The organism is Actinomadura logoneensis (assembly GCF_003428695.1).
In the GTDB taxonomy this organism is placed as follows: domain Bacteria; phylum Actinomycetota; class Actinomycetes; order Streptosporangiales; family Streptosporangiaceae; genus Spirillospora; species Spirillospora logoneensis.
Genome location: NZ_QURH01001043.1, coordinates 1 through 21,171 on the forward strand (window position 1 = coordinate 1; position 21,171 = coordinate 21,171).

Annotated in this window: 17 protein-coding genes and 1 pseudogene; 9 read left to right on the forward strand and 9 right to left on the reverse strand. The window is 70.5% G+C overall.

The genetic code is table 11. From position 1 onward, the window contains the following. Positions 1 to 895: pseudogene (locus DZF91_RS37185) on the reverse strand (hypothetical protein); the annotation flags it as partial. A 246-nt stretch (positions 896 to 1,141) separates the two neighbouring features. Between DZF91_RS37185 and DZF91_RS37190 the strand changes: the two are divergent. Then, a complete protein-coding gene (locus DZF91_RS37190) occupies positions 1,142 to 2,215 on the forward strand; it encodes a phosphotransferase family protein (protein WP_235834840.1) in 1,074 nt (357 codons plus the stop codon). Positions 2,216 to 2,402: 187 nt separating this feature from the next. On the opposite strand, the gene mctP is transcribed toward DZF91_RS37190, so the two are convergent. The 4 genes from mctP to DZF91_RS40820 form a co-directional block, all read right to left on the reverse strand. Next, positions 2,403 to 4,046 carry a monocarboxylate uptake permease MctP gene (mctP, locus tag DZF91_RS37195; RefSeq protein WP_117361714.1) on the reverse strand — a complete coding sequence of 548 codons (1,644 nt, stop codon included), beginning with the start codon at positions 4,044 to 4,046 and terminating at the stop codon, positions 2,403 to 2,405. Next, entirely contained in the window at positions 4,043 to 4,273 is a 231-nt protein-coding gene (locus tag DZF91_RS42525) for a DUF3311 domain-containing protein (RefSeq protein WP_235834841.1), read from the reverse strand. The genes mctP and DZF91_RS42525 overlap by 4 nt, the downstream gene beginning before the upstream one ends. Positions 4,274 to 4,777: 504 nt before the next feature. After that, positions 4,778 to 5,416: an RlpA-like double-psi beta-barrel domain-containing protein gene (locus DZF91_RS37205; RefSeq protein WP_117361715.1), complete on the reverse strand. Its 639-nt coding sequence runs from the start codon at positions 5,414 to 5,416 to the stop codon at positions 4,778 to 4,780. Between the two features lie 719 nt (positions 5,417 to 6,135). Then, the gene (locus tag DZF91_RS40820) at positions 6,136 to 6,819 is read right to left on the reverse strand and encodes a chromosomal replication initiator protein DnaA (protein ID WP_158588136.1); all 684 of its coding nucleotides are present in this window, start codon (positions 6,817 to 6,819) and stop codon (positions 6,136 to 6,138) included. Positions 6,820 to 7,174: 355 nt separating this feature from the next. On the opposite strand from DZF91_RS40820, the gene DZF91_RS37215 reads away from it, so the two are divergent. The 4 genes from DZF91_RS37215 (at position 7,175) to DZF91_RS42820 (ending at position 11,838) form a co-directional block, all read left to right on the forward strand. After that, positions 7,175 to 8,392 carry a low temperature requirement protein A gene (locus DZF91_RS37215; protein ID WP_117361716.1) on the forward strand — a complete coding sequence of 406 codons (1,218 nt, stop codon included), beginning with the start codon at positions 7,175 to 7,177 and terminating at the stop codon, positions 8,390 to 8,392. A 31-nt stretch (positions 8,393 to 8,423) separates the two neighbouring features. Continuing rightward, positions 8,424 to 9,524: a winged helix DNA-binding domain-containing protein gene (locus DZF91_RS37220; protein WP_117361717.1), complete on the forward strand. Its 1,101-nt coding sequence runs from the start codon at positions 8,424 to 8,426 to the stop codon at positions 9,522 to 9,524. Positions 9,525 to 10,007: 483 nt separating this feature from the next. Then, positions 10,008 to 10,280, forward strand: coding sequence for a hypothetical protein (locus DZF91_RS37225; protein WP_117361718.1), 273 nt, complete (start codon positions 10,008 to 10,010; stop codon positions 10,278 to 10,280). A gap of 169 nt (positions 10,281 to 10,449) precedes the next feature. Beyond that, complete coding sequence (locus DZF91_RS42820) at positions 10,450 to 11,838, forward strand: DUF2786 domain-containing protein (RefSeq protein ID WP_158588137.1); 1,389 nt, start codon at positions 10,450 to 10,452, stop codon at positions 11,836 to 11,838. 252 nt (positions 11,839 to 12,090) lie between these two features. On the opposite strand, the gene DZF91_RS37240 is transcribed toward DZF91_RS42820, so the two are convergent. From DZF91_RS37240 to DZF91_RS37255, 3 genes are all read right to left on the reverse strand, one after another. Next, positions 12,091 to 12,309 (reverse strand): helix-turn-helix domain-containing protein, encoded by a 219-nt coding sequence (locus tag DZF91_RS37240; protein ID WP_117361721.1) that lies wholly within the window; start codon positions 12,307 to 12,309, stop codon positions 12,091 to 12,093. Positions 12,310 to 13,390: 1,081 nt separating this feature from the next. Continuing rightward, entirely contained in the window at positions 13,391 to 14,173 is a 783-nt protein-coding gene (locus DZF91_RS37250; RefSeq protein WP_117361723.1) for a hypothetical protein, read from the reverse strand. Between the two features lie 102 nt (positions 14,174 to 14,275). Continuing rightward, positions 14,276 to 14,938 carry a thiaminase II/PqqC family protein gene (locus DZF91_RS37255; protein WP_117361724.1) on the reverse strand — a complete coding sequence of 221 codons (663 nt, stop codon included), beginning with the start codon at positions 14,936 to 14,938 and terminating at the stop codon, positions 14,276 to 14,278. 131 nt (positions 14,939 to 15,069) lie between these two features. Here DZF91_RS37255 and DZF91_RS37260 point away from each other — a divergent pair, with 131 nt between their 5' ends. The 4 genes from DZF91_RS37260 to DZF91_RS37275 all read left to right on the forward strand — a co-directional run bounded on the left by DZF91_RS37260 (position 15,070) and on the right by DZF91_RS37275 (position 20,343). Then, positions 15,070 to 16,353, forward strand: coding sequence for a citrate synthase (locus DZF91_RS37260; protein WP_117361725.1), 1,284 nt, complete (start codon positions 15,070 to 15,072; stop codon positions 16,351 to 16,353). 526 nt (positions 16,354 to 16,879) lie between these two features. Then, entirely contained in the window at positions 16,880 to 17,809 is a 930-nt protein-coding gene (locus DZF91_RS37265) for a hypothetical protein (protein WP_117361726.1), read from the forward strand. Positions 17,810 to 18,566: 757 nt separating this feature from the next. Then, the gene (locus DZF91_RS37270) at positions 18,567 to 19,856 is read left to right on the forward strand and encodes an SLC13 family permease (protein ID WP_268916006.1); all 1,290 of its coding nucleotides are present in this window, start codon (positions 18,567 to 18,569) and stop codon (positions 19,854 to 19,856) included. A gap of 4 nt (positions 19,857 to 19,860) precedes the next feature. Continuing rightward, complete coding sequence (locus DZF91_RS37275) at positions 19,861 to 20,343, forward strand: universal stress protein (RefSeq protein WP_117361727.1); 483 nt, start codon at positions 19,861 to 19,863, stop codon at positions 20,341 to 20,343. A 382-nt stretch (positions 20,344 to 20,725) separates the two neighbouring features. Here DZF91_RS37275 and DZF91_RS37280 read toward each other — a convergent pair whose 3' ends face one another. Beyond that, on the reverse strand, positions 20,726 to 20,998 hold the full coding sequence (locus tag DZF91_RS37280) for a hypothetical protein (protein WP_147341562.1): 273 nt from the start codon (positions 20,996 to 20,998) through the stop codon (positions 20,726 to 20,728). Between the last annotated feature and the right edge of the window lie 173 nt (positions 20,999 to 21,171).

Here is a 21,171-nt window from a genome sequence, read left to right on the forward strand (position 1 = left end):
GGCCCGCGGCCCGGCGGGCGGCGGCGCGCAGGGCGCCGGTCAGCTCGGCGCGGCGCCGGGACCGCTCGTCCAGGGGCAGGGACAGCACGTAGGTGGCGAGGCGGGTGAGTGGAACGGTCGCGAGGTCGAGGTCGATCGGGGCCCTGTTCTCCCACGCGTGCCCCTGGAGCCGCAGGCGCTCCAGCCGGGTCATGCTCTTCTCGGCGCGTTCGAGGAGGCGCCGGCGCGGGATGCCGTGGCGGGCGGCGAACCCCTCGGCGACGGTGAACGGCAGCTCGTACACCGCCTCGTGCGCGTAGTGCGCCTGCCGCCACGTCTCGAAGATCGGGGTGGTGAACGGGCGGCCCGTCCGGCCGTGGAGCATTCCGCCGATCTCGTCGCGGACGTGCTCGGGGGCGCGCGGGACGAGGGCGCGCGGGTCGAAGTGGGAGTGCCGGACGGTGTCCTTCAGGGCGCCCCGGTACTTGACGGCGTCGAAGGCGAGGTCGGGGCGGGCGACCAGCCAGTCGCGGATGATCGCGCGGGTCCGGCGGTTGTTGACGCCGTCCCGGCGCAGGGCGCGGAACAGCCGGTACACGCGCTGCGGCGGCAGCAGCTTTAGACGGCGGGCGATCAGCCGTCCCTCCAACCGGCGCCGCGCGGGATCGGCGTCGCCCGCCGCGGTCAGCAGGCCGCGGATGATCAGCGCCGCGTTGTGATCGTTGACGTCCAGCGCCAGCGTCGCTGCGTACAGCTCCCGGTAGTTCTCCCGCATGTACTCGTGCAGGAAGCCGAGGGAGAGCCGCTGCTCGAACGCCTCGTCGTGGAACTCGCGCTGCCCGGTTCCGGTGATCGCGGCGTTGACGAAGGTCAGCACGTCCTCGCAGGCGACCAGGTCGGCGATCGTCTCGGTCATGGCGCTCCAGGTCGTGGGTGCCGGCCGGGGCGTGGGGGTGCGAGCAGCGAATGATCGCGTTAAGGGCGGTTTCCGGAAGTCGCACCGGAGTCCCGCGGCCGGCACGGTGACCGTAGCACCGGGCGGCGGTCCGGATCATCCGCATTAGGACGGTTCGTGGGGCCGCCGATCCCGCCAGGCCGGTCGACGACCAGCGCGAACCCGCTGTTACTCTCCGGTAGACCACCGCAGGGAAGGAACCGGACCGTGCCGCAGCCCGAGCAGATCGACCCGGCCGTCGTGGACTTCGACGTCCTCGGCGCCTGGATGGACGGGCAGGGCCTGCCCGGCGGACCGTTCGAGGACGTCGCCCCGCTGAGCGGCGGCACCCAGAACGTCCTGATCCGCTTCCGCCGCGGCGGGACGGACTTCGTCCTGCGGCGCGGCCCCAGGCACCTGCGTTCCCGCACCAACGAGGTGCTGCGCCGCGAGGCCCGCGTCCTCGCGGCCCTGGACGGCACCGGCGTCCCCGCGCCGCGGATCATCGCGTCGTGCCCGGACGAGTCCGTCCTCGGCGGTGCCGTCTTCTACCTGATGACGCCCGTCGAGGGCTTCAACGCGACGGTCTCGCTGCCCGACCTGCACGCCGGGGATGCCGGGATCCGCCGCGAGATGGGCCTCTCGGCCGCGCGGTCGCTGTCCGCGCTGGGCGCGGTGGACCACGAGGCCGCCGGGCTCGCCGACTTCGGCAGGCCGGACGGGTTCCTGGAGCGGCAGGTCCCGCGCTGGACGGCCGAGCTGGAGTCCTATTCGTCCCTGGACGGCTATCCGGGGCCGGAGATCCCCGGCCTGGACGCGGTCGCCGCCTGGCTGGAGGCCAACCGCCCGGCGACCTGGCGGCCGGGGATCATGCACGGCGACTACCACCTGGCCAACCTCATGTTCTCCTTCGACGGCCCGGACGTCGCGGCGATCGTCGACTGGGAGATGTGCACGGTCGGCGACCCGCTGCTCGACCTCGGCTGGCTGCTGGCGACCTGGCCCGACCGCGCCGACGAGGGCGCGCTGCTGGCCGGGCCGCTCGGCGCGGCGGGCGGCCTGCCCTCGGCGGACGAGCTGGTCGCTGCCTATGCCGAGCGTCCCGAGGCGGTCGCCGGTCGGGACCTGTCGTCGATCACCTGGTACGCGGTGCTGGCCTGCTTCAAGCTCGGGATCGTGCTGGAGGGCACGCACGCGCGGGCCTGCGCGGGCAAGGCCCCCAAGGAGACCGGCGATCTTCTGCACTCGATCACCCTGGGCCTCTTCCGCCGGGCGCACTCCTTCATGGCCGACGGGCACTGATTCGTGGCCGGCCACCACTGATTCATGGCCGAACGGCACTGGGCGAAAGTGATCGAGCAAGTCTGACCGAAGGCCGGGGTAAAGCGCCTAGTCCAGGTGTCTTCCACGTCACAAGGCCCCGGAGATCCATGGGCGGTTCTCCGGGGCCTTTGCCTTTACGCGGCCGATACGCCGCGCGCCTTCCGCGTCAGGTGGTGGCCGGGGTCAGCGTGCGGCCCGGATCGCCGGAGTCGTCCGGTCCGGCGGGCCGGTCGGCCGCCTCGGCCGTGTAGTCGGCCGCGACCGTCTCGTCCGCCCCGTCGGGGACCTTGACCAGCCGGAACACCACCGTCAGCACCGCCGCAACGGCGATGTTGAAGACGAACGCGGTGAGCGCGATGTACCCGGTGTGCCCGACGAACGGGATGTCGGCGATCGACTGCCCGAAGTGCTTCTGCGTCGGGGACGAGGTCCCGTAGGCCGTCCACGTGCCGTAGGCCATGCCGACCGCCCACCCGGCGAGCAGCCCCCACCGGTGGAACCAGCGGGTGAAGACGCCGATCGCGAGGGCCGGGAAGGTCTGCACGACCCAGATCCCGCCGAGCAGCTGCAGGTTGATCGCCAGCGACTTGTCGAAGCCCAGTACGAACACCAGCGCGCCGATCTTCACCAGCAGCGAGGTCACCTGCGAGACCCGGGTCTCCTCGGCGGGCGAGGCGTCCGGGCGGAAGAAGGCGGTGTAGACGTTGCGGGTGAACAGGTTGGACGCGGCGATCGACATGATCGCGGCCGGGACCAGCGCGCCGACCCCGATCGCGGCGAACGCCAGGCCGGTGAACCACTGCGGGAAGGTGTGGTCGAACAGCAGGGGCACCGCCAGCTGCGGATTCTTCGCCTTGGCGACGCCCTGGGCCACCTCGGGCGTGGCGCGGGCCATGTAGCCGAGCAGCGCGAGGAACCCCAGGACGAGCGAGTAGGCGGGCAGCAGCGCCGCGTTCCGGCGGATCACCTCGCGGCGTCCGGCGGCGAGCGCGCCGGTGACGGTGTGGGGGTAGATGAACAGCGCCAGCGACGAGCCGAGCGCGAGCGTCCCGTACGCCCAGTGCGTCATGTCGGTGGTGACCAGCGAGCCGGACGGCTTGCCGGTCGCCGGGTTCGGCTTGGCCAGCGACGCCTGGGAGGCGTCGAAGATGTGCCCCCACCCGCCGATCTTGGACGGGATGTACAGCACGGCCACGATGATCGTCAGGTAGATCAGCGTGTCCTTGACGAAGGAGATCAGCGCAGGGGCGCGCAGGCCGGAGGTGAAGGTGTAGGCCGCCAGCAGCGCGAAGGCGACGAACAGCGGGAGGTCCCGGGCGAGGCCGGACCCGGTGACGCCCATCACGGTCAGCACGGCCTGGATGCCCACGAGCTGCAGCGCGATGTACGGCATCATCGCCAGGATGCCGGTCAGCGCGACCGCCAGGCCCAGTCCCCTGGACCCGAACCGGCCCCGGACGAAGTCCGCGGTGGTCACGTAGCCGTGCCGGTGCGACACCGACCACAGCCTCGGCCCGACGAGGAAGACGATCGGGTAGGCGATCGCGGCGTACGGGACGGCCCAGAAGCCCATCGCGCCGCCCGCGAAGACCGCGGCGGGCACGGCGACGAACGTGTAGGCGGTGTAGAGGTCGCCGCCGAGCAGGAACCAGGTCACGAACGTGCCGAAGCTGCGTCCGCCGAGGCCCCACTCGTCCAGGTGCATGAGGGTCTGGCCGCGGCGCCAGCGCGCGGCGGCGAACCCCACCACCGTGACGGCGACGAAGAAGAAGACGAAGATCGCCAGTTCGAGGCTCTTGACGTCCTTCACCGGGCTCCGCCCCTCCGCCGGGTCAGCAGGTGGGCCCCGCCGATGCAGAGCGCGGTCAGGACCACCCAGAGCAGCTGCCACCAGTAGAAGAAGGGGAAGCCCGCCAGTCGGGGACCGGTCTTGGCGTAGGACGGGACGGCGAGGTAGACGGGGAACGGCAGGGCCAGCAGGACGCCGGCGACGATCTTGCTGGCGAGCCCGGGGCCCGCGGAAGGCGGTTCGGTCACGGCTGGGGAACCTCCCTGAGGGACGGCCGCTGGGGGACGGCGACTCCGCCATCCTGAGGGTTCGCCCCGCCCGAAGACCAGACCTCGCGGGCTCCTTTTCGGCGCTCCGGAACGATCCGCCCGGCCGTTCCCTTCGCTCGGCGATGCTCGCACACGTCCGGCCGTCCCCGTCCCGCCCATGCGGCCGTGCCCACGCTTGCGAGCGGTGTGCGGACGCGCCGCGAAGCTCAGGGCCGCCAGGGCGCCCCGAGCGTCGGGGCGGGACGAGGCCGCCACCGCGCGTCAGTGATCACCGCCCGGAGAGGACCCGCGCGGGGGACGGCCGGGAAGGTACCCGGATACGCCGAAAGGCGTCCCCCCGACATGGTGTCGGTGGAACGCCTTTCCGCGCGTTCAGTGATCGCCTCGCGGCCGGTGTCACATGGCCTCGCGGCCGGTGTCACATGGCCTCGCGGCCGGTGTCACATGGCCTCGCGGCCGGTGTCACATGGCTTTGGGCGGGTGTCACATGGCCTTCGGCATGCCCCGGCTACCGGCGCCGGTGCCCCAGGACAGGACTTCCCACTTGACGCCGTTGAGGTGACCCTCGCCGGAGCCCGAGTCATACTTGCTGGAGGGCTTCTTGCCGTCTAGCAGGTACCGGAAGGTGTAGGTGTCCAGGTCGAGCATGACGCCGCTGCTGGACGGGGCGCCCGGACCGCGGTCGCCGACGAAGCCGGTGACGCTGCGGCCGTTGTAGGACACCTTGACCTTGGTGCCGAGCGGCCAGCTCGGGCTGGCGAACAGGCCCTTCTGCATGGGCTTGCCGCTGGCGGGGGCGCCGGTGTCGCCGTTGACGCCGGAGCCGTCGTCCCAGAAGTAGGACGCGATGGTGCGACCGGCCAGCAGGGCCTTCGGCTGCGCGGCCTTCTTGGGCTGGGCGGCCTTCTTGGGCTCGGCGGCCTTGCCCGCGGCGGCCTTCTGCTGGATGGCGGTCTCCTCCTGGGTGCGCGGAAGGTTCAGCGCCGCCTCGGAGTGCTGCGCGGTGAGCTTCCCGCGCTCGGGGGTGTCGTCGCCTGCCATGGCCACGCCCGCCACCAGGAACCCGGCCAGAGTGGAGCCGGTGAGAGCGGTGATGGCGATGTTGAGCGCACGCTTCTGCATGGAAATCCTTTGTTCGACGGACTGGGCAGCCGTTTCCGGCCGGGCGGGGGCCCGGAAGGAGTGAGGAAACGGCCCCGAGACATCGCTCGGGAGAAAGCCATCGGTGACGGAAACCCCGCGTTTGATTGCCCCGCGACCACGGGAGGGAGATTCCGCGCGCACACCCGCGGAGGGACCGCTACAACGAACCGCTCGACGGCGGATCGGAAAGGTGTGCAAGAGGGCACCGGCTCAGGGGCACAGGGGCTCTACCTGGACGGACGCTGCATGGACGCCCGCGTTCCGGTACCGGGGTCCCCGCCTGGCGGACGGGGCGTGACGGCTCTGGAAAGGCCGGGTCAATGGCTCTTGACCCGAAGCCATGGCCCACTATACGTGGCAATACCATGGTTCTGCCAAATCCCGGCCTTCTTTACCTTTCGCAAGGTAGATCTTCTTTCCCGATCCCTTGCGGGACAGGGTTTTCAGCGTTTTACTTTCGCCTTGATGTCGGCTGGATCACACCGCGATCCGACCTCCGGAGGAGCCCCACGACCTGGTTTAGGGCCGGTCAAGACTCCCAAGGGTCCAGCAAACCCACTATCAAACACACGAAAGCCCGGGAAGCTTCCAGCTTCCCGGGCTTCACCTCGGCGACGGCGCTCACGCCGTTGTTTCCAGGGCCCCGATGACAGTGTGGGCGGGGGTTTCCGAAAGGGGGACGCCCCCTCCCCAGCCTTCTAACGGAAGGTGGGGTATCCGCCGGTGTTCACGGCCGGCGCGGGTGCGAACGGGTCGGGCATGGGCGCCGGTCCCCCTTCGCGGTACGGCATCCCCGGCCCGCCGTGGAACGGCGCCTGGACGGCCGGGCCGTCGGCGTAGGAGGGACCGTCCGCGTAGGAGGGACCGTCCGCGTAGGAGGGACCGTCCGCGTAGGAGGGACCGTCCGCGTAGGCCGGGCCCCCGCCGAAGGGCGGGGCCGCCGGTGCCGCGGCCGCGGGCTGCCCCGCGAACGACGCCCCCGGCTGGGTCGTGAAGTGCCCGCCGGTCTGAGCGGCGAAGGGCGAGGCGGAAGGGTGCTCCTGCGCTCCGTACGGCGGTTCGGCTCCGCCATAGGGCTCGCCGTACGGCTCCCCGTAGGGCTGCTGCGGGCCGGGCGCGGGGCGCTGCGGCGCGGGCAGGGAGCCGTCCGTCCGGCGGGGCTCGGGCACCGGCGGCGCTCCCCGCTCGCCCAGCATCGCGATCAGCGCGCGGGCGGTCTCGTCGTCCAGCCGGACGAGCACGCTCGGCCGTCCGGCGGGGTCGACGTAGGGGGAGATCGACGGTGGCGCGATGCGGTCCGGAAGGTTCCGGGCCAGCTGCTCGCGCAGGTCGTGGGCGAGGCGAAGCGCCTGACGGTCGCTGTCGCTGAGGTGTGCGGTCATCGCGATCTCCGGGGAGTTCACGTGCGGGGGGCCACGGCAATCCTGCTAGGAATAGCGTGCAGGTGCAAGATCTGATGCACGTGCAGATTCACGGATCTTTTCGCGTCACTTCCGTCCCGGCCGCTCGTTCCCGCCCCTTTCGAGCACCCCGCCGAGGCCCCTTCCCGGACTCCGCCCCACTCCCCACCAGCCCTTACGCGGCCGGGGTTCCCGGGTCCTCGCCGCCCCGCGGCGCGCGCCGTACGCCCGGCGGGCGGAAACCGGCCGAGTAAAGAAATTCAAAACGGCGCGGGCCGCCGTCTCCGCCGCCGGGGCGGCAGGTGATCACCGGTGACCGCTTCCCTACGATGCGCTCATGACCGAGCGCCCCATGATCGTCGGCCGCCCGTGGCGGCGGCGGATGGAGGCCCGCGACCCCGCCGAACGGCACCGGGTGGCGTCCTCCCTCGAGCTGTTCTTCGACCTGTGCTTCGTGGTCGCCGTCGGCGCGGACGCGGCGCGCCTGGAGCACGCGCTCGCCGAGGGCCGCGTCCTGTGGGGCGTGGTCGGCTTCCTGGTGATCTTCGCGGCGATCAACTGGTCGTGGCTGAACTACGCCTGGTTCGCCTCGGCCTACGACACCGACGACACCTACTTCCGGCTCGCCACCATGGTCGTCATGGCGGGCGCCCTGGTGCTGTCGGCGGGCGTTCCGCGCGCCTTCGACGACCGGGACCTGAAGGTCCTGGCGGTCGGTTACGCGATCATGCGGCTCGGACTGGAGTCCCAGCGGCTCCGCGCCGCCGGCGGTGATCCCGCGCACCGGACGACCATGCTCCGCTTCGTCGCCGGCGAGGGCGGCTGCGCCGTCTACTGGCTCGTCGTCGCGTTCGCGGCGCCGGAGGACTGGCAGCCATGGCTCATCCCGCTCGGCATCGTCGCCGAGCTGCTGGTGCCGCCGTGGGCGGAGTCCGCGGGACGGACGACCTGGCACCCGCACCACATCGCCGAGCGGTACGGCCTGCTCACGATCATCGTGCTGGGCGAGACCGTCCTGTCCTCCACCAACGCAGTGCGGGACGCGCTGTCCGGCGACGCGTCCCTCCGCCTCTACACGGTCGCGGCCGGGGGCCTGATCACCGTGTTCGGCATGTGGTGGGTCTACTTCTCCATGCCCTCGGCCGGCCTGCTCACGAACCTCCGCAAGTCGATCATGTGGGGATACGGGCATTACGTGATCTACGCGTCCGGGGCCGCCGTCGGCGCAGGGATCGCCGTGAACGCCGCCTTCGTCACCCACGAGGCGCACATCTCGGCCCTCACGGCCGGGCTCTCCCTGACCGTCCCGGTGTTCTGCTACCTCCTGGTCGTGTGGTGGCTGCTCGTGCGTCCGCACGGCCCGGACGCCCCGTACGCCTGGGGAATGCCGGTGATCGGACTGCTGGCGATCGCCTCGTCCTGGACCGGCCACGCCGTCGCCGTGACCGGCGTCCTCATGGCCCTGCAGATCGTTCTGAGCATCTGGGCCCACGGAACGAAGGGATCACGGCCGGGAGCCGTCCGCGCGCGGGACGGCGGCCCGCGTCCGCGTTAGGGTCGCTCGATCAAGCGAAAGGCGGCCGATCATGCCCGAGACCCTGAGCCTGCGCCGACTGAACAGAGCGACGCTCGCACGCCAGATGCTGCTGGTCCGTGAGACCGTCCCGGTCCCCGAGGCGGTCCAGCGGCTGGGCGCGCTGCAGGCGCAGGAGCCGAAGCCCCCCTTCCTCGGCCTCTGGTCCCGGGTCGAGGGCTTCCGGGCCGAGGATCTTCACGCCGCCGTCCACGACCGGTCCGTGGTCCGGGCCACATACCTGCGCGGGACTCTGCACCTGGTCTCCGCCGGCGACTACGCCGCTCTGCGGACGACGCTCCAGCCCATGCTGGACGGGGCGCTGAAGGCCCTCGGCGACAAGGCGGCGGGGCTCGACCGTCCGGCGGTCCTCGCCGCGGCGCGCCGCCACCTCACGGAAGGCCCGCGGACCTTCAACGAGCTCCGCGCCCTTCTCCAGGAGGACTTCCCGGACGCCTACGACCGCGCGCTCGGTTACGCCGTCCGGATGTGGCTGCCGCTCACGATGGTGCCGACCGACGACCGGTGGGGCTTCCCGCGCACGGCGTCCTTCACCCTCGCCGACTCCTGGCTCCACACCGCTCTCGCCGAGGGCGCCGACGACGAGGCCCTCGCGCTGCGCTACCTGGAGGCGTTCGGCCCGGCGACGGCCGCCGACGCCCAGACCTGGTCGGGGACGGCGGCGTGCGGGGCGGCGCTGGAACGGCTGCGTCCCCGGCTCCGGACCTTCCAGGACGACCGGGGCAGGGAGCTGTTCGATCTTCCCGACGCGCCGCGCCCGGACGAGGACACCGCCGTCCCGGCGCGGTTCCTCCCCGAGTTCGACAGCCTCGTCCTCGCCCATGCCGACCGGCGGCGCGTGATCGCCGACGCGCACCGTCCGCTGCTCACCACCAAGAACCTGCGCGTCCGGGCAGTGTTCCTCTGGGACGGGTTCGCCGCGGGCCTCTGGGAAGTGGAGCGCAAGCGTAAAGTCGCGACGCTGCGCCTCCGTCCGTTCGAACCACTCCCCCGCGAGGCCGTCACGGCGCTGACCGCGGAAGGCGAGTCTTTGCTGCGCTTCGCCGAACCGGACGCCACCGACCACAACGTCGAACTGGCGGACGCTGCCTGATCTCGGGAACCTGCTTCCGCTCCCGCTTCCGCCTCCGCCGGGCGAGCCGGCCGTCCTCTTATATAAGGGACGAGCGGCGATGAGGATAAACGCGTGGCCGTCGCCACCCCGATGTGGACGCTGACAGGCAGAGTGAGCTGAGTTACACACCCCGGGCAGGAGAGGACGCGCTGGTCGCACCTTCACATGCGGCGGGCGGGCGCCAGCGCGTTCTCGACGAGGCGTCACCGCCCGCGCGCGAAGCGCGTCCAATAGTGATCAAGCCGAGACCTGGACTGATTGAAAGATCCACGAATTCGTCGCAAGCTGTCTGGGTCAACCCCGCGCACCGTCCCATGACTCCTGGCGAGTTCAGACATGCCCCTAACATCCTGGTCCGCGCCTCACGGCTCCACGGCCGTGGCCGACGCGGACTCCCACCCAGCCCTCTCCGCGCCGCCTGCCCCGGCTCGACCGACCCCGCACCGCCGACAGGACGCGACCATGTTCGAGATCTGGGAGACAGGCGAACCGCCTCGGCGCATCACCGAAGCCGGAAGTCTCGAGATCGCGCTCGAGAAGGTCGACACGATGTGCCGACTGCGCCACGACCAGGCGGTCGCACACGTCGGCCGCCCGCACGACCACTACCGCTTCGAGATCCGTGACGCGGTGGGACGGGCCCTCGCCCGGCTCACCTACGTCCCGGACACGACCCGCGAGTACCAGAGCGTCGTCGTCGAGGAACTCCGCCGAGACGGCCACTCACCGTCCTAAGCAGCCCTTCTTCGCAGGCACGCGGCCGCCCGTCCTCTCCCTGAGGGACGGGCGGCCACTCGCTTTCGCCGTGGCCCGCGCCCTCCCCGGCCCGATGTCAGATCCACTTGGAACGATCTCAGAACCGTTCGTGACAGGATGCGGGACAGCGATCAGGGAGGAGCGCGGGGTGCCGGATTCTCGGCGATGGGGGCAGGCGAAGCACTCGTGGGGACGCGGCTCGAGCCGCCAGAACGGGCCCGGCGGACAGAACAGGGTCGGCGGGCAGAACGGGCAGGACAGGGCCGGCGGGCAGAACGGGGCCGGCGGGCAGGACGAGGGCGGCGGGCGGAACGGGGTGGGCCGCGAGGCCGCCGAACGGCTGATCGATCTTGCCTTGGAAGCCCTCGCGCTGGACGACTCCTCCGCCTGGCATCTCTGCGTCGAACGCCTCTCTGATCTTCCGAATGACCCGCGGATCGTCGATCTGGCGCTCGTCCGGCGCCTCCGGGGCGCGGTCCGCACCGCTTGGGAACGCGGCTGGCTCCCCACGGACCTCGCCCGCCACACCGGGCGGGAGCTGAGCGGGCGGCACCGTTCCCTACTGGTGGACGCGATAGCCGACGAGATGCGCTCCTATGGCGCAGCCACGGTGGACATCCGTTGGCGCGCCCAGCTCGAGACCCTCGGCGCCGAGGTGTGGTGGGACGCCGACGACGATCGTTTGCGCATCTGGCGCGCCCGGCAGACCGTCACCACCTCGACCTCGGTGGCGACCGCGCTGGAGCTCCTGGGTCTTCTCTCCGCACTGCCGCGCTTGGCGTTCATCGGCCCTTTGCCGGGGGCCGCCGTCGGACGCTCAACTGCCCCCGATGCCCCTGCGGCCGACCAACGGATGTTGGGCAAAGTCCGTGCACTGCTGGCCAAGGCCGAATCCACGGAGTTCCCCGAAGAGGCCGAAGCCCTGAGCGCCCGCGCCCAGGAACTCATGACCAAGCACAGCATCGATCATGCTCTGCTCTCCGCGTCCGAGGGCGATGCGTCCGGTCCGGACGGCTGCCGCATCCCGGTGGACGCCCCTTACGAGTCCCCCAAGGCCGTCCTTCTGACCGTGGTCGCGGAGGCGAACCGGTGCCGCGCCGTGTGGCATCGGGAACTGGGTCTCTCCACGGTGCTGGGCTTTCCGGCCGACCTCGCGGCGACGGAGATGCTCTTCACGTCTCTGCTGGTCCAGGCCACGTCGGCGATGGTGCGGACGGGGTCTCAGCAGGACGGCCTCGGCAGGTCGCGAACCCGCTCGTTCCGGCACGCCTTCCTCAACGCCTACGCCGCCCGGATCGGCGAACGCCTCCACACGGCGAGGGAACGGGCGACCCAAGAGGCCGGCAGCTCGCAGCAGGATCTTCTTCCCGTCCTCTCCGCCCGTGACCAGGCCGTGGACCGAGCGGTCAACGATCTCTTCCCCGCTCTCACCCGAAGCCGAGCCCGCCGCGTCTCGAACTATGAGGGCTGGGTGGCCGGCCGCGCCGCCGCCGACCTGGCCGCACTCCACTCCAACGACCAGATCTCCCCCCGCTGACCGTCGAGCGACATCCGCCGCCCCGCCAAGGGGGCCGATCTCCTGGTCCGGCCATTTGTTCTGGGCGGCCGAGACGTAGCCGCGGCCGCGCTCGACCGAGACACGCCTCGCCCTGCAGCCAGGCAAGTCCCCAAGGCAACCCGCTTCGGCTGCGGCGTGCGGTTCCCACCAGCGGACAAAGCCGCGCGCCTGGCTCCATCGGCAGGACGCACGCGAACGATGGCGCCGCCCGCAGGGGCGACGCGAGCCGACTCAGCCGCTGCTCTTCTTACGCCGAGTGTTGCCTCCACGCCCCCGCAGCGGGACACCGGCCTCCTTGAGCACGTTATAGATGAAGCCGTAGGACCGTCCGGTCTCGGCTGCCAGGTCACGAATGCTCTCTCCGGCGGCGTACCGGGGCGCCAGCTCGGCGGCCAGCTTGGTGCGCTCGGCACCGGTCACGCGGGTGCCCCTCGACAGAGTGCGGGTCACGAGTACCTCCTGGATGACTACCGCGCTGCACGACGGGAACGTCCCCGCAGTTCACAGCACTGATGATCTACCCCAACGTACACATTCCCCGCAAACTGGCCGCCACTCCGCACGATTCGCCATCTTCTCGGCCACAGGCGGTCGATTCCTTGGCTCACGGCGTGTCGCGCACGGACAAACAACCTAAGAAGTAGCATCCCCACCCCATCACGTGGTTATCCGCGAGCCCACCCCAATACCGATACGCACTCCCTCCCCACACGAAGCTCCTCCGCCTGCCCCCGGTACCACCAAGCCCGCCCCGGCCCCTGATCACAGCCGCATCCCTTCTGACCGCCGGCACCTGCCCTCCGCACCCGGGCCTGGACACTCGGGCTTGGGCACTGGAGCTTGGGCACTGGAGCTTGGGCACTGGAGCTTGGGCACTGGAGCTTGGGCACTTGGGGCCCTCGGCACCTGCCGCTTGCTCATGCCCGTTGGCCCGTGGCGCATGATCCTTAGCCAGGGCCCTGGCTCATCCCGCTTGGCCTCTGGCCTCCGGCCCCTGGCTCCGCTGGCCCCTGGCTCCGCGCTCGGCTTTCGGCTCTCCGTCCCCACAGTCGGCTCCCGACTCTCGGCACTTGGCTGTCGGTTCTCGGCACTTGGCTGTTGACTTTCGGCTTTCGGCTCCCGGCACTCGGCTCCTTGGCTCTTGGCTCTTGGCTCTTGGCTCCTTGGCTCCTTGGCTCTTGGCTCTTGGCTCTTGGCTCTTGGCTCCTTGGCTCCTTGGCTCTTGGCTCTTGGCTCTTGGCTCTTGGCTCTTGGCTCTTGGGCATGGTCCCGGCTCTGGGCTGGATCCGACGATGGTCCCGGTCCCTGTCTTGGGCCTGGTTCCCGGCCTGGTCGATTGCCCGGTCACGGCCCCAGCGCCAGAGCCGACTCCGACCCCGGCCTCGTCGGGCTCAGGCGCGCGAGCTCAGTCCCCTGGACGCACCGGCGGGAACGGGCGTCGCCGGGGGCAGGGCGCCGCAGCCGGGCGTTGTGGGAAGCGGCGGCAGGCCTTGAGCAAAGGGACGTGAGCGGGGGCATGGGCGAGCCGAGATTACGGATCTTGGGCGGTGGTTATGGATCGGGCCGCGATGAGGGCTTGCATGGCACGGCGTAGGGCTGGGAACGGCGGAGGCGCGCTGGTTTCGCGGTCGAGGAAGGCGTTGCAAGCCCTGATCCACTCGCGGAGGTTCGCCTGCTGGCGTGCCTCTTCTCGCTCGGCCTTCAGGAGAACGGCGTGCCGGTGCTCCTTCGTGACCCGGGCCTTCAAGGCTCTGTCATCCGCCAGCGCCTGGACGTCGGCGAGGGCGTAGCGACCGAGGCGATCCGGAGTGAGGCCGCGCTCCGCAACGACGCGTTCGAAGGTGCCGCGCGGCCACTGGAGTATGCGGGCGGCGCCCCCGGGATCGACGGAATCCCCCAGGATGCCTTTACGGGCCCGGACGACCTTGGCGACCACGGCAGGAGCCAGGGCGTCGAGGTCGCGCATCAGATAGAGGGGATGACCGCGGTACCTGCCGACGACTTCCAGGGCGTCCTGTGCGACCAGGACCTCCACGTCGGCCCGTTCGACGTCCAGCTTCACGCGGGCGGCGAGGCGTGCGGCGGCGCGTTCGGCGCCGAGGGGCGCGTCCTCGCCGAACGCGGTCTTGACCGCTTCCACGCGTTCGGCGCAGCGATCGGCGGCGTCGGTGCTCCAGCGGCCTTCGGGCAGGTCGGGTTCCGGCATGAGGCCGTGCTCCCAGGCCAGCCGGAGCTGCCAGGCGGTGAGGCCCAGCCGGGTGGCGAGCAGGCGGCTGGAGAGGCCGGCTCGGGCAGTGTTGTCTGCGGGTGCCATGGGGACTCCTTCGGGCTTATGTGGACGGTGACGCCCCTCCAGAGTCCGCCGACGGTCACCCGACAGCGATCCGAACCCCGTTCTGTGGATAACTCGCGCGCCCTACGAGAGTCCCTCGGCCAGCGCCGCCCAGAAGTCGGCTTCGTAGGCGTGTAGGAAGTCGGCGGCGCGCACGGCGCTCGCGGGGTCCTCCCCCGCCTCCAGACCCGCGGCGACGACGGCAGTCGCCTCCTCGACGAACCCCGGCGGTGTCTCGGCGAAGTAGGAGAAGAAGCCGACGGCCTCCTCGGAGAGCCCGTAGCGCGACCGGAGGGCCGCGGCCGTCCTGGCGCAGTAGTTCCCCCACTCCTCCAGGTTGGCCAGCATGGCCAGAGCGACTTCACTACGCGTCCCGAATGCCGCTCGTTGCGCCAGATAGGCCGGATAAGCCTGAGCACGCGGACGCGGCTCATAGTGAATGAGATCCTTCTCACTCCAGCCGACTGCGGACGCGTAATGCGGAAGCAACGACAACGCCTGGTTCTCGCCCTGTGCGAGGGAAAGGAAGAACTGTCCGGACGGCGTGTCGGGGTACCGGGACGCCAGGAGGGCGAAGCTCCGTCTGTCGCTGTCCACGATGCGGAGCTCCTCCCCGGCCAGCCAGGGCAGACGGTCCCGTGGGATCGCCCCCTGCTCCAGGAGGTCCAGGAACCGATTCACGCCATTCAGGGACGCAATGCGGCCCCGGGCACGCTCGACGAGTTCGGTCGCTTCAATGCGAGGCATATCACTCAGCGCAACACCTTATCGGCCGTCCGTCAACACCCTGGGTCCGGAATCGACCATCATGATCACGTGACTACCATGAAGGGCGGAACGTCTACGCAGGTGTAGGCGGCAGTTGGGAGCGAGCGAGTATGTCGGAATTCGAGCTCAACCACGCGGGTGGGCGCCTGCCCCTCGAGGTGACCGAGGCGACCGAGGGCCCCTCAGGGCTGCGGATCGGGCCCCTGCTGAAGGAGACCGGTCACGTCACCCTGGACACCGGGTTCACCAACACCGCCTCCACGACGTCCGCGATCACCTACATCGACGGCGACGCCGGGATCCTCCGCTACCGCGGGTATCCCATCGAGGAGCTCGCGGAGAAGTCCTCCTTCCTGGAGGTCGCGTACCTGCTGATCTATGGTGAGCTGCCGACCGCGGACAAGCTCCAGGCGTTCACCGAGCGGATCAAGCGCCACACGCTGCTGGACGAGAAGTTCCGCGCGTTCTTCTCGGCGTTCCCGCGCCGCGCGCACCCGATGGCGGTGCTGTCGTCGGCCGTGAGCGCGCTGTCGACCTTCTACCAGGACAGCCTCGACCCGTTCGACGCCGAGCAGGTCGACCTCTCCAGCGTCCGGCTCATCGCGAAGCTGCCGACCATCGCCGCGTACGCGTACAAGACGTCCATCGGCCAGCCGCTGCTCTACCCGGACAACTCCCTGGGCTACGTGGAGAACTTCCTCCGCATGACCTTCGGGCTGCCCACCGAGAACTACGAGGTCGACCCCGAGATCGTCCGCGTCCTGGACATGCTGTTCGTCCTGCACGCCGACCACGAGCAGAACTGCTCGACCTCGACGGTGCGGCTGGTCGGCTCCAGCCAGGCCAACCTGTTCTCGTCGGTGTCGGCCGGCGTGGACGCGCTGTTCGGCCCGCTGCACGGCGGCGCCAACCAGGCCGTCCTGGAGATGCTGGAGAACATCCACAAGAACGGCGACGACGTCGAGAGCTTCGTCCGGCGGGTCAAGAACAAGGAGCCCGGGGTCAAGCTCATGGGCTTCGGCCACCGCGTCTACCGCAACTACGATCCGCGCGCGGCCGTCGTGAAGAAGGCGACGACGAAGGTCCTGGACGCGCTGGGCGTCTCCGACCCGCTGCTCGACCTCGCCATGCGCCTGGAAGAGGTCGCCCTGCACGACGACTACTTCGTGGAGCGCAAGCTTTACCCGAACGTCGACTTCTACACCGGCGTCATCTACAAGGCGATCGGTTTCCCGACCAACGCCTTCACCGTGCTGTTCGCGCTCGGCCGCCTTCCGGGCTGGATCGCCCAGTGGCGCGAGATGATGAACGACCCGGCGACGAAGATCGGCCGTCCGCGTCAGGTGTACGTGGGCGAGGGCGAGCGCCACTACGTGGACATCAACGCCCGCTGACGCGCGCACGAGCGAAGCTCAAGCGCTCGAACTCGGCTCACAGGGTCGGACACCGGATTCACTTCCGGGGTCCGACCCTGAGTCATGTGGAGGGTGCTCCTGCTGGGGGCCTGCCGACTCCGAACCTTTGGATCAGGGCGAGCGATGGCACACCGATGCCGGGCAGCGCGCACGATCAGCGTCCCCTGACTTCGGGACTTTGCCCATCTACGGGTGACAGCCGGGTCAGCGGCCAGCGCGTGCCGCGATCCCGAGGCCTGACGATCTCCGACGCCGCCGAGAGCCGCATCCTCGGATGCCAGGCCAAGAACCTCCCCGAAGCCTGGCTCGACTGACGATCATGGTGTCGTCGGTCGAAGAACTGCTGGACTGAACGACGACATGAGGGTCGTCCCCTGACGGGGTGGCCCTCGACACTTGCAGGGCCGGCGAGCGGGTTATCCCCAGAATGAGGTTCGGTTAGTTCCAGAGGTCGAGGCGCTCCAGCCTGGTTCGTGTACATGAACCACGGCACAAGGAGACCCTCATGACCGAGACGTTCCGTCTCACCGTTCCCGACCGGACGACCTGGACGTTCGTGGTCGCCGCCGAGCAGTGTCCCGACGACCTGCCTGCTGCGATCTTCGAACACGTCTCCGCTCCGTTCGCGCCTCAGGCGATGCAGCGCTTCGGCGGTCCCGAGTTGGCCGTCTCGCCCTATTCGGCGTCCAGCTCTCCCTGGGACCTGACCGACACCATCTCCCCGGACGACGCGGACGAGCATGACGGGGACCTCGCCTACCTCCGCTCCGCGGACTGGCACATCGGGGTCACCGCCGTGCTGTCCGCGCGGGACCGGCCCTTCGGCGCACGTGTCGCCCGCGCCGTCGCGCATGCCGTCCGGGAGGTCACCGACGGCATCCTCGCGGATCACGATCTCGGCATCGTCCTGCCGACGACCAGGCCGGACGACGGAGGCCGCTTCGTCCTCGCCGACGACTGGATCACCACGCCGACCGCGGGGCGGCCCGCCGTGCCCTGCCCTGTCTCCGACGGCTCGGTCGGCTTCTGCTCCTGTCTGCAGTTGTCCACGCGCGGTATGCAGCGTCTTGGGCTCCCCGAACTCCGCATCTCCGATGTCTCCTGCGCCCACGACCTGTCCGCGACCAACGTCCTGCGCAGCCTGAGCCGACGTTTACTGCCGCTCGGTATCAGCCACGGGACGCGCGTCCTGCCTGCCGAGGCGCTGGTCGCGGCCGGCGACTTCGCCGAGTACTGGGGCACGGACGAGCCGATGTGGAACGACGGGCCCATCCCGGTCCGGCTGATTCCGATCAGCAACCACCTGCTGGAGGTCAGGGCCCCGGAGGGCTATCCGGGAAGCGTGAACGAGTGGCTGTGGGACGAGCTTCCCCCGATTCTCCACGAACTCCTCGGTTGCGATCCCGATCCCACACCGGGCTTCCATCCCTCTTGAACCGGCTGACGCGTCACCGATCCGACATCCGGTGCGCTCACGTTCCTCCAAGTGACAACCGTGCGCTCAGGACAGGGACTGAGGCTCCGAGGCACGTGCCGGGGCACGGCACTGTCGCCGTCGCTGTTCCTGTTGCTGTCACTGGTCGCTGTCGGCTGGTCGCTGTCGCTGTCGCTGCAAGGTCATGCCACGCAGGCAATGCTCCGAACCGAGCTGCGCGGGAGTGCGCGGGGCCGCGTCTGCGGCCGGAGGGGCTGGCCAGCAGCGTCGGCACTTCGGCGACCGCCCGTCCGCGAGGGCGTGCACGGCCCTGAGCCACCGGGGGTTCGAGGTGGTCGGACGGGTCGGCACGGGCGGAGCGGCGGTCGTCCTCGCCGGGCCGGCGCAGGCCGGACACGACGCAGGCCAGACACGACGCAGGCCAGACACGACGCAGGCCGGACACGGCAGGGATGTCAGCCTCCCAGCGGCCCACGCAGCCGGTTGGCGTATGCGCAAGGGGGGCTCGATGTAGAGACGCGCAAGTCCGCTGTCGTGAGCATTCGATGCTCTGTCAGGTGGGACGAGAAGGGCGGTGGGGGGTGTCGGAGGCGTCGAGAGCGCACCGCCCGCGATCCGCTGTGCCACGAAGTCGGTGCCGCGCCCCCGTGAGAGGGGTCGGCCTGAGCGCCGAGCGGCGGTGACGGCGGGATTCCGACGGGCGGGCGTGGCTACGGCCCTGGTCGGGCAGGATGCGCGAGGCTGGACGAACGCCCTCGTGCCAGGGCGTTCGTCCGGAAAGGGTCCGCCGCTGAACGCCGCATCCGCAGAAGCTCTGTCCATCGTCCTGCTCCTGATGGTGCTGGGCTGCGCCGTGATCCGGCCTTGGGGCCTGCCCGAGGCGGTCGTGGCAGTCCCCGCCGCCGGGGCGGTCATCGCCGCGGGAGCGATCCCGCTCGACCACGCGGTCGCCGAGGCCGCCCGGCTGGGGCCGGTCATCGGCTTCCTCGCGGCCATCCTCGTCCTGGCCCAGCTGTGCGACGACGAGGGGCTCTTCCACGCCTGCGGCGGCTGGATGGCACGCCGGGCGGCCGGGAGCCCCCGGCGTCTGCTCGTCCTCGTCTTCGTTACGGCATCGTCGGTCACCGCAGTGCTCAGCCTGGACGCCACGGTGGTGCTCCTGACGCCGGTGGTGTTCGCCACCGCCGCCCGGCTGGGCGCTCGCGCCAAGCCGCATGTCTACGCCTGCACCCACCTGTCGAACACCGCGTCGTTGCTGCTGCCGGTGTCCAACCTCACGAACCTGCTGGCGTTCGCCGCGAGCGGCCTTTCCTTCACTCGCTTCGCCGCGCTGATGGCGCTGCCCTGGCTGGTGGCCATCGCTGCCGAGTACGCGGTGATCCGGCGGTTCTTCGCCACCGACCTGGACGCGGGCGCCGGAGCCCCGGCCACGTCCGTGTCGCCCGAACTTCCGATGTTCGCTCTGCTCACGGTGGTGGGCACCCTGGCGGGTCTCGTGCTGACCTCGGTGCTCGGCGTCGACCCCGCATGGGCCGCCGCCGCGGGGGCGGCCATCCTCGCGGCACGCGCCCTGGCCCGGCGCCGGACCACCGCACCGGCGATCGTCCGGGCGGCGGCCCTGCCGTTCTGCGCGTTCGTGCTGGCCCTGGGCATCGTGGTCCGCGCGGTCGTCGACAACGGCCTCGCGGACGCGCTGGGCCGTCTGGTCCCCGCCGGGACCGGCCTGGGGGCGCTCCTCGCCGTCGCGGTCCTGGCGGCCGTGCTGGCGAACGTCATCAACAACCTGCCCGCCGTGCTGGTGCTGTTGCCACTGACCGCCCCCATCGGACCGGGAGCCGTCCTCGCCGTGCTCCTCGGCGTGAACATCGGCCCGAACCTCACCTACGCGGGCTCCCTGGCCACCCTCCTGTGGCGGCGGGTCGTGCGCGAGCACGACACCGCCGTGGACCTCGGCGAGTTCACCCGGCTCGGCCTGTTCGCCGTGTCCACCGCGTTGCCGCTCTCGGTGATGGCATTGTGGGTGTCACTCCAAGTGATCGGAGGCTGAGCACGTGGCCGTGATCGTCTGGATCGTGGAGGGGACCTGGCCCGCCTGCGTCGATGCCGCGCGCGCCCATGCGTCCGAGGGCGACGACGTGGTGCTGCTGCACGTCACCGGCGACGAGATGCCGGGGGCCGCTCACGGCGCCTACGCCGGACTGCTGGGCCGCGCCCGCCCCGACCGGGACCCCGGGACGCGGGTGGAGGGCATGGCCGTCGCGGCGGGCGAACGGCTCCTGGCCGAGGCGGCCGGGCGGCTGGGCCGCCCGTGCGCCCGCAGTGAACGCTCGGGCCGTGTCGAACGGGAGGTCGTGGCCGCCGCCGAAGGCGCCGACCTGCTCGTCCTCGCCCGTGACGGCGACATCACTCATCTCGGCCCCCGCAGCCTCGGTCCCGTGAGCCGGTTCATCGTCGACCACGCCCCGTGCCCTGTCCTGCTGGTCTGGCCGGAGACCACCCCGAGCACGTCCACCCTCCCGCCACCGCCGCGCTAGCGGGACATTCCGCCCTTGAGGAAGCAGGCACGGAAATCAGTCGTCCCTCAATGATTTTCGGCGCGACGACGATCTGCGACGCCTGCACGCGATCGCTTTACCGGACCGAACTTTCAGGCGAGAAAGTCGGCGTGGTCTCGACTCCAGTGCCGTTCCAGCACCATGGGCGGCACGAGTCACACCATGAGGATTTCATCTAGGCGTCCACACAGCGCCGGAGCGGCCGGCGGACGGTGCACATTCCGCGAGTGCGCAGTCGTCAGGATGCCGGATCGTTGACCTGCGAGGGAGCATAGGCGGCGACGCTCCTGACTCCGGACCCGGCCGCGGCACCGGCGGTAGCGCCACCGCCAGGGGTTCTCGCACCGCGACCTGGTCAACACTATGTCCGGACGGCCCGGGGCGGCTTCTTCGCCGAGGCCACCGCGGCCGTCACCCAGACCGCCTCCGGCTCCTGCTCGTTCTCTGGGAAAGCCTTCAGCGAGGACTTCTCCCTCGGGTTCACCACCGTGAGCCTCGTCGGCGACTTCGACTGCTCGTTCGGCCGCGGCATGAGCACCGCACGCGCCCGTGCGAGGAGCGTCGGCCACACGTTCGGCGTCAGCGTCACGTGCGCGCCCTCCAGAGACCTCCAGAAGACGGACAACAACGGCAAACCGGCGTCCGACTTCGCAGGCAAACCGCTCTTGGGCCGGGCAAGGTGAACGCCCTCCGCTTCTTCACGTTCTCGCGATCATCGAGTATCTGACGTACTACGGCGTCCGGGACTAGCAGTCCATGGATGCCACGGGCAGCGGCCTGTCGGTCCCCTTGAAGAGACCGACAGGC

Excerpts from the sequence above, each read along its gene's own strand:
- DZF91_RS37215 (WP_117361716.1), top strand. The coding sequence starts at position 7,175 with ATGACCGAGCGCCCCATGATCGTCGGCCGCCCGTGGCGGCGGCGGATG.
- DZF91_RS37250 (WP_117361723.1), bottom strand. The coding sequence starts at position 14,173 with ATGGCACCCGCAGACAACACTGCCCGAGCCGGCCTCTCCAGCCGCCTG.
- DZF91_RS40820 (WP_158588136.1), bottom strand. The coding sequence starts at position 6,819 with ATGACCGCACACCTCAGCGACAGCGACCGTCAGGCGCTTCGCCTCGCC.
- DZF91_RS37220 (WP_117361717.1), top strand. The coding sequence starts at position 8,424 with ATGCCCGAGACCCTGAGCCTGCGCCGACTGAACAGAGCGACGCTCGCA.
- DZF91_RS37205 (WP_117361715.1), bottom strand. The coding sequence starts at position 5,416 with ATGCAGAAGCGTGCGCTCAACATCGCCATCACCGCTCTCACCGGCTCC.
- DZF91_RS37265 (WP_117361726.1), top strand. The coding sequence starts at position 16,880 with ATGACCGAGACGTTCCGTCTCACCGTTCCCGACCGGACGACCTGGACG.
- DZF91_RS37260 (WP_117361725.1), top strand. The coding sequence starts at position 15,070 with ATGTCGGAATTCGAGCTCAACCACGCGGGTGGGCGCCTGCCCCTCGAG.
- DZF91_RS37255 (WP_117361724.1), bottom strand. The coding sequence starts at position 14,938 with ATGCCTCGCATTGAAGCGACCGAACTCGTCGAGCGTGCCCGGGGCCGC.
- DZF91_RS37225 (WP_117361718.1), top strand. The coding sequence starts at position 10,008 with ATGTTCGAGATCTGGGAGACAGGCGAACCGCCTCGGCGCATCACCGAA.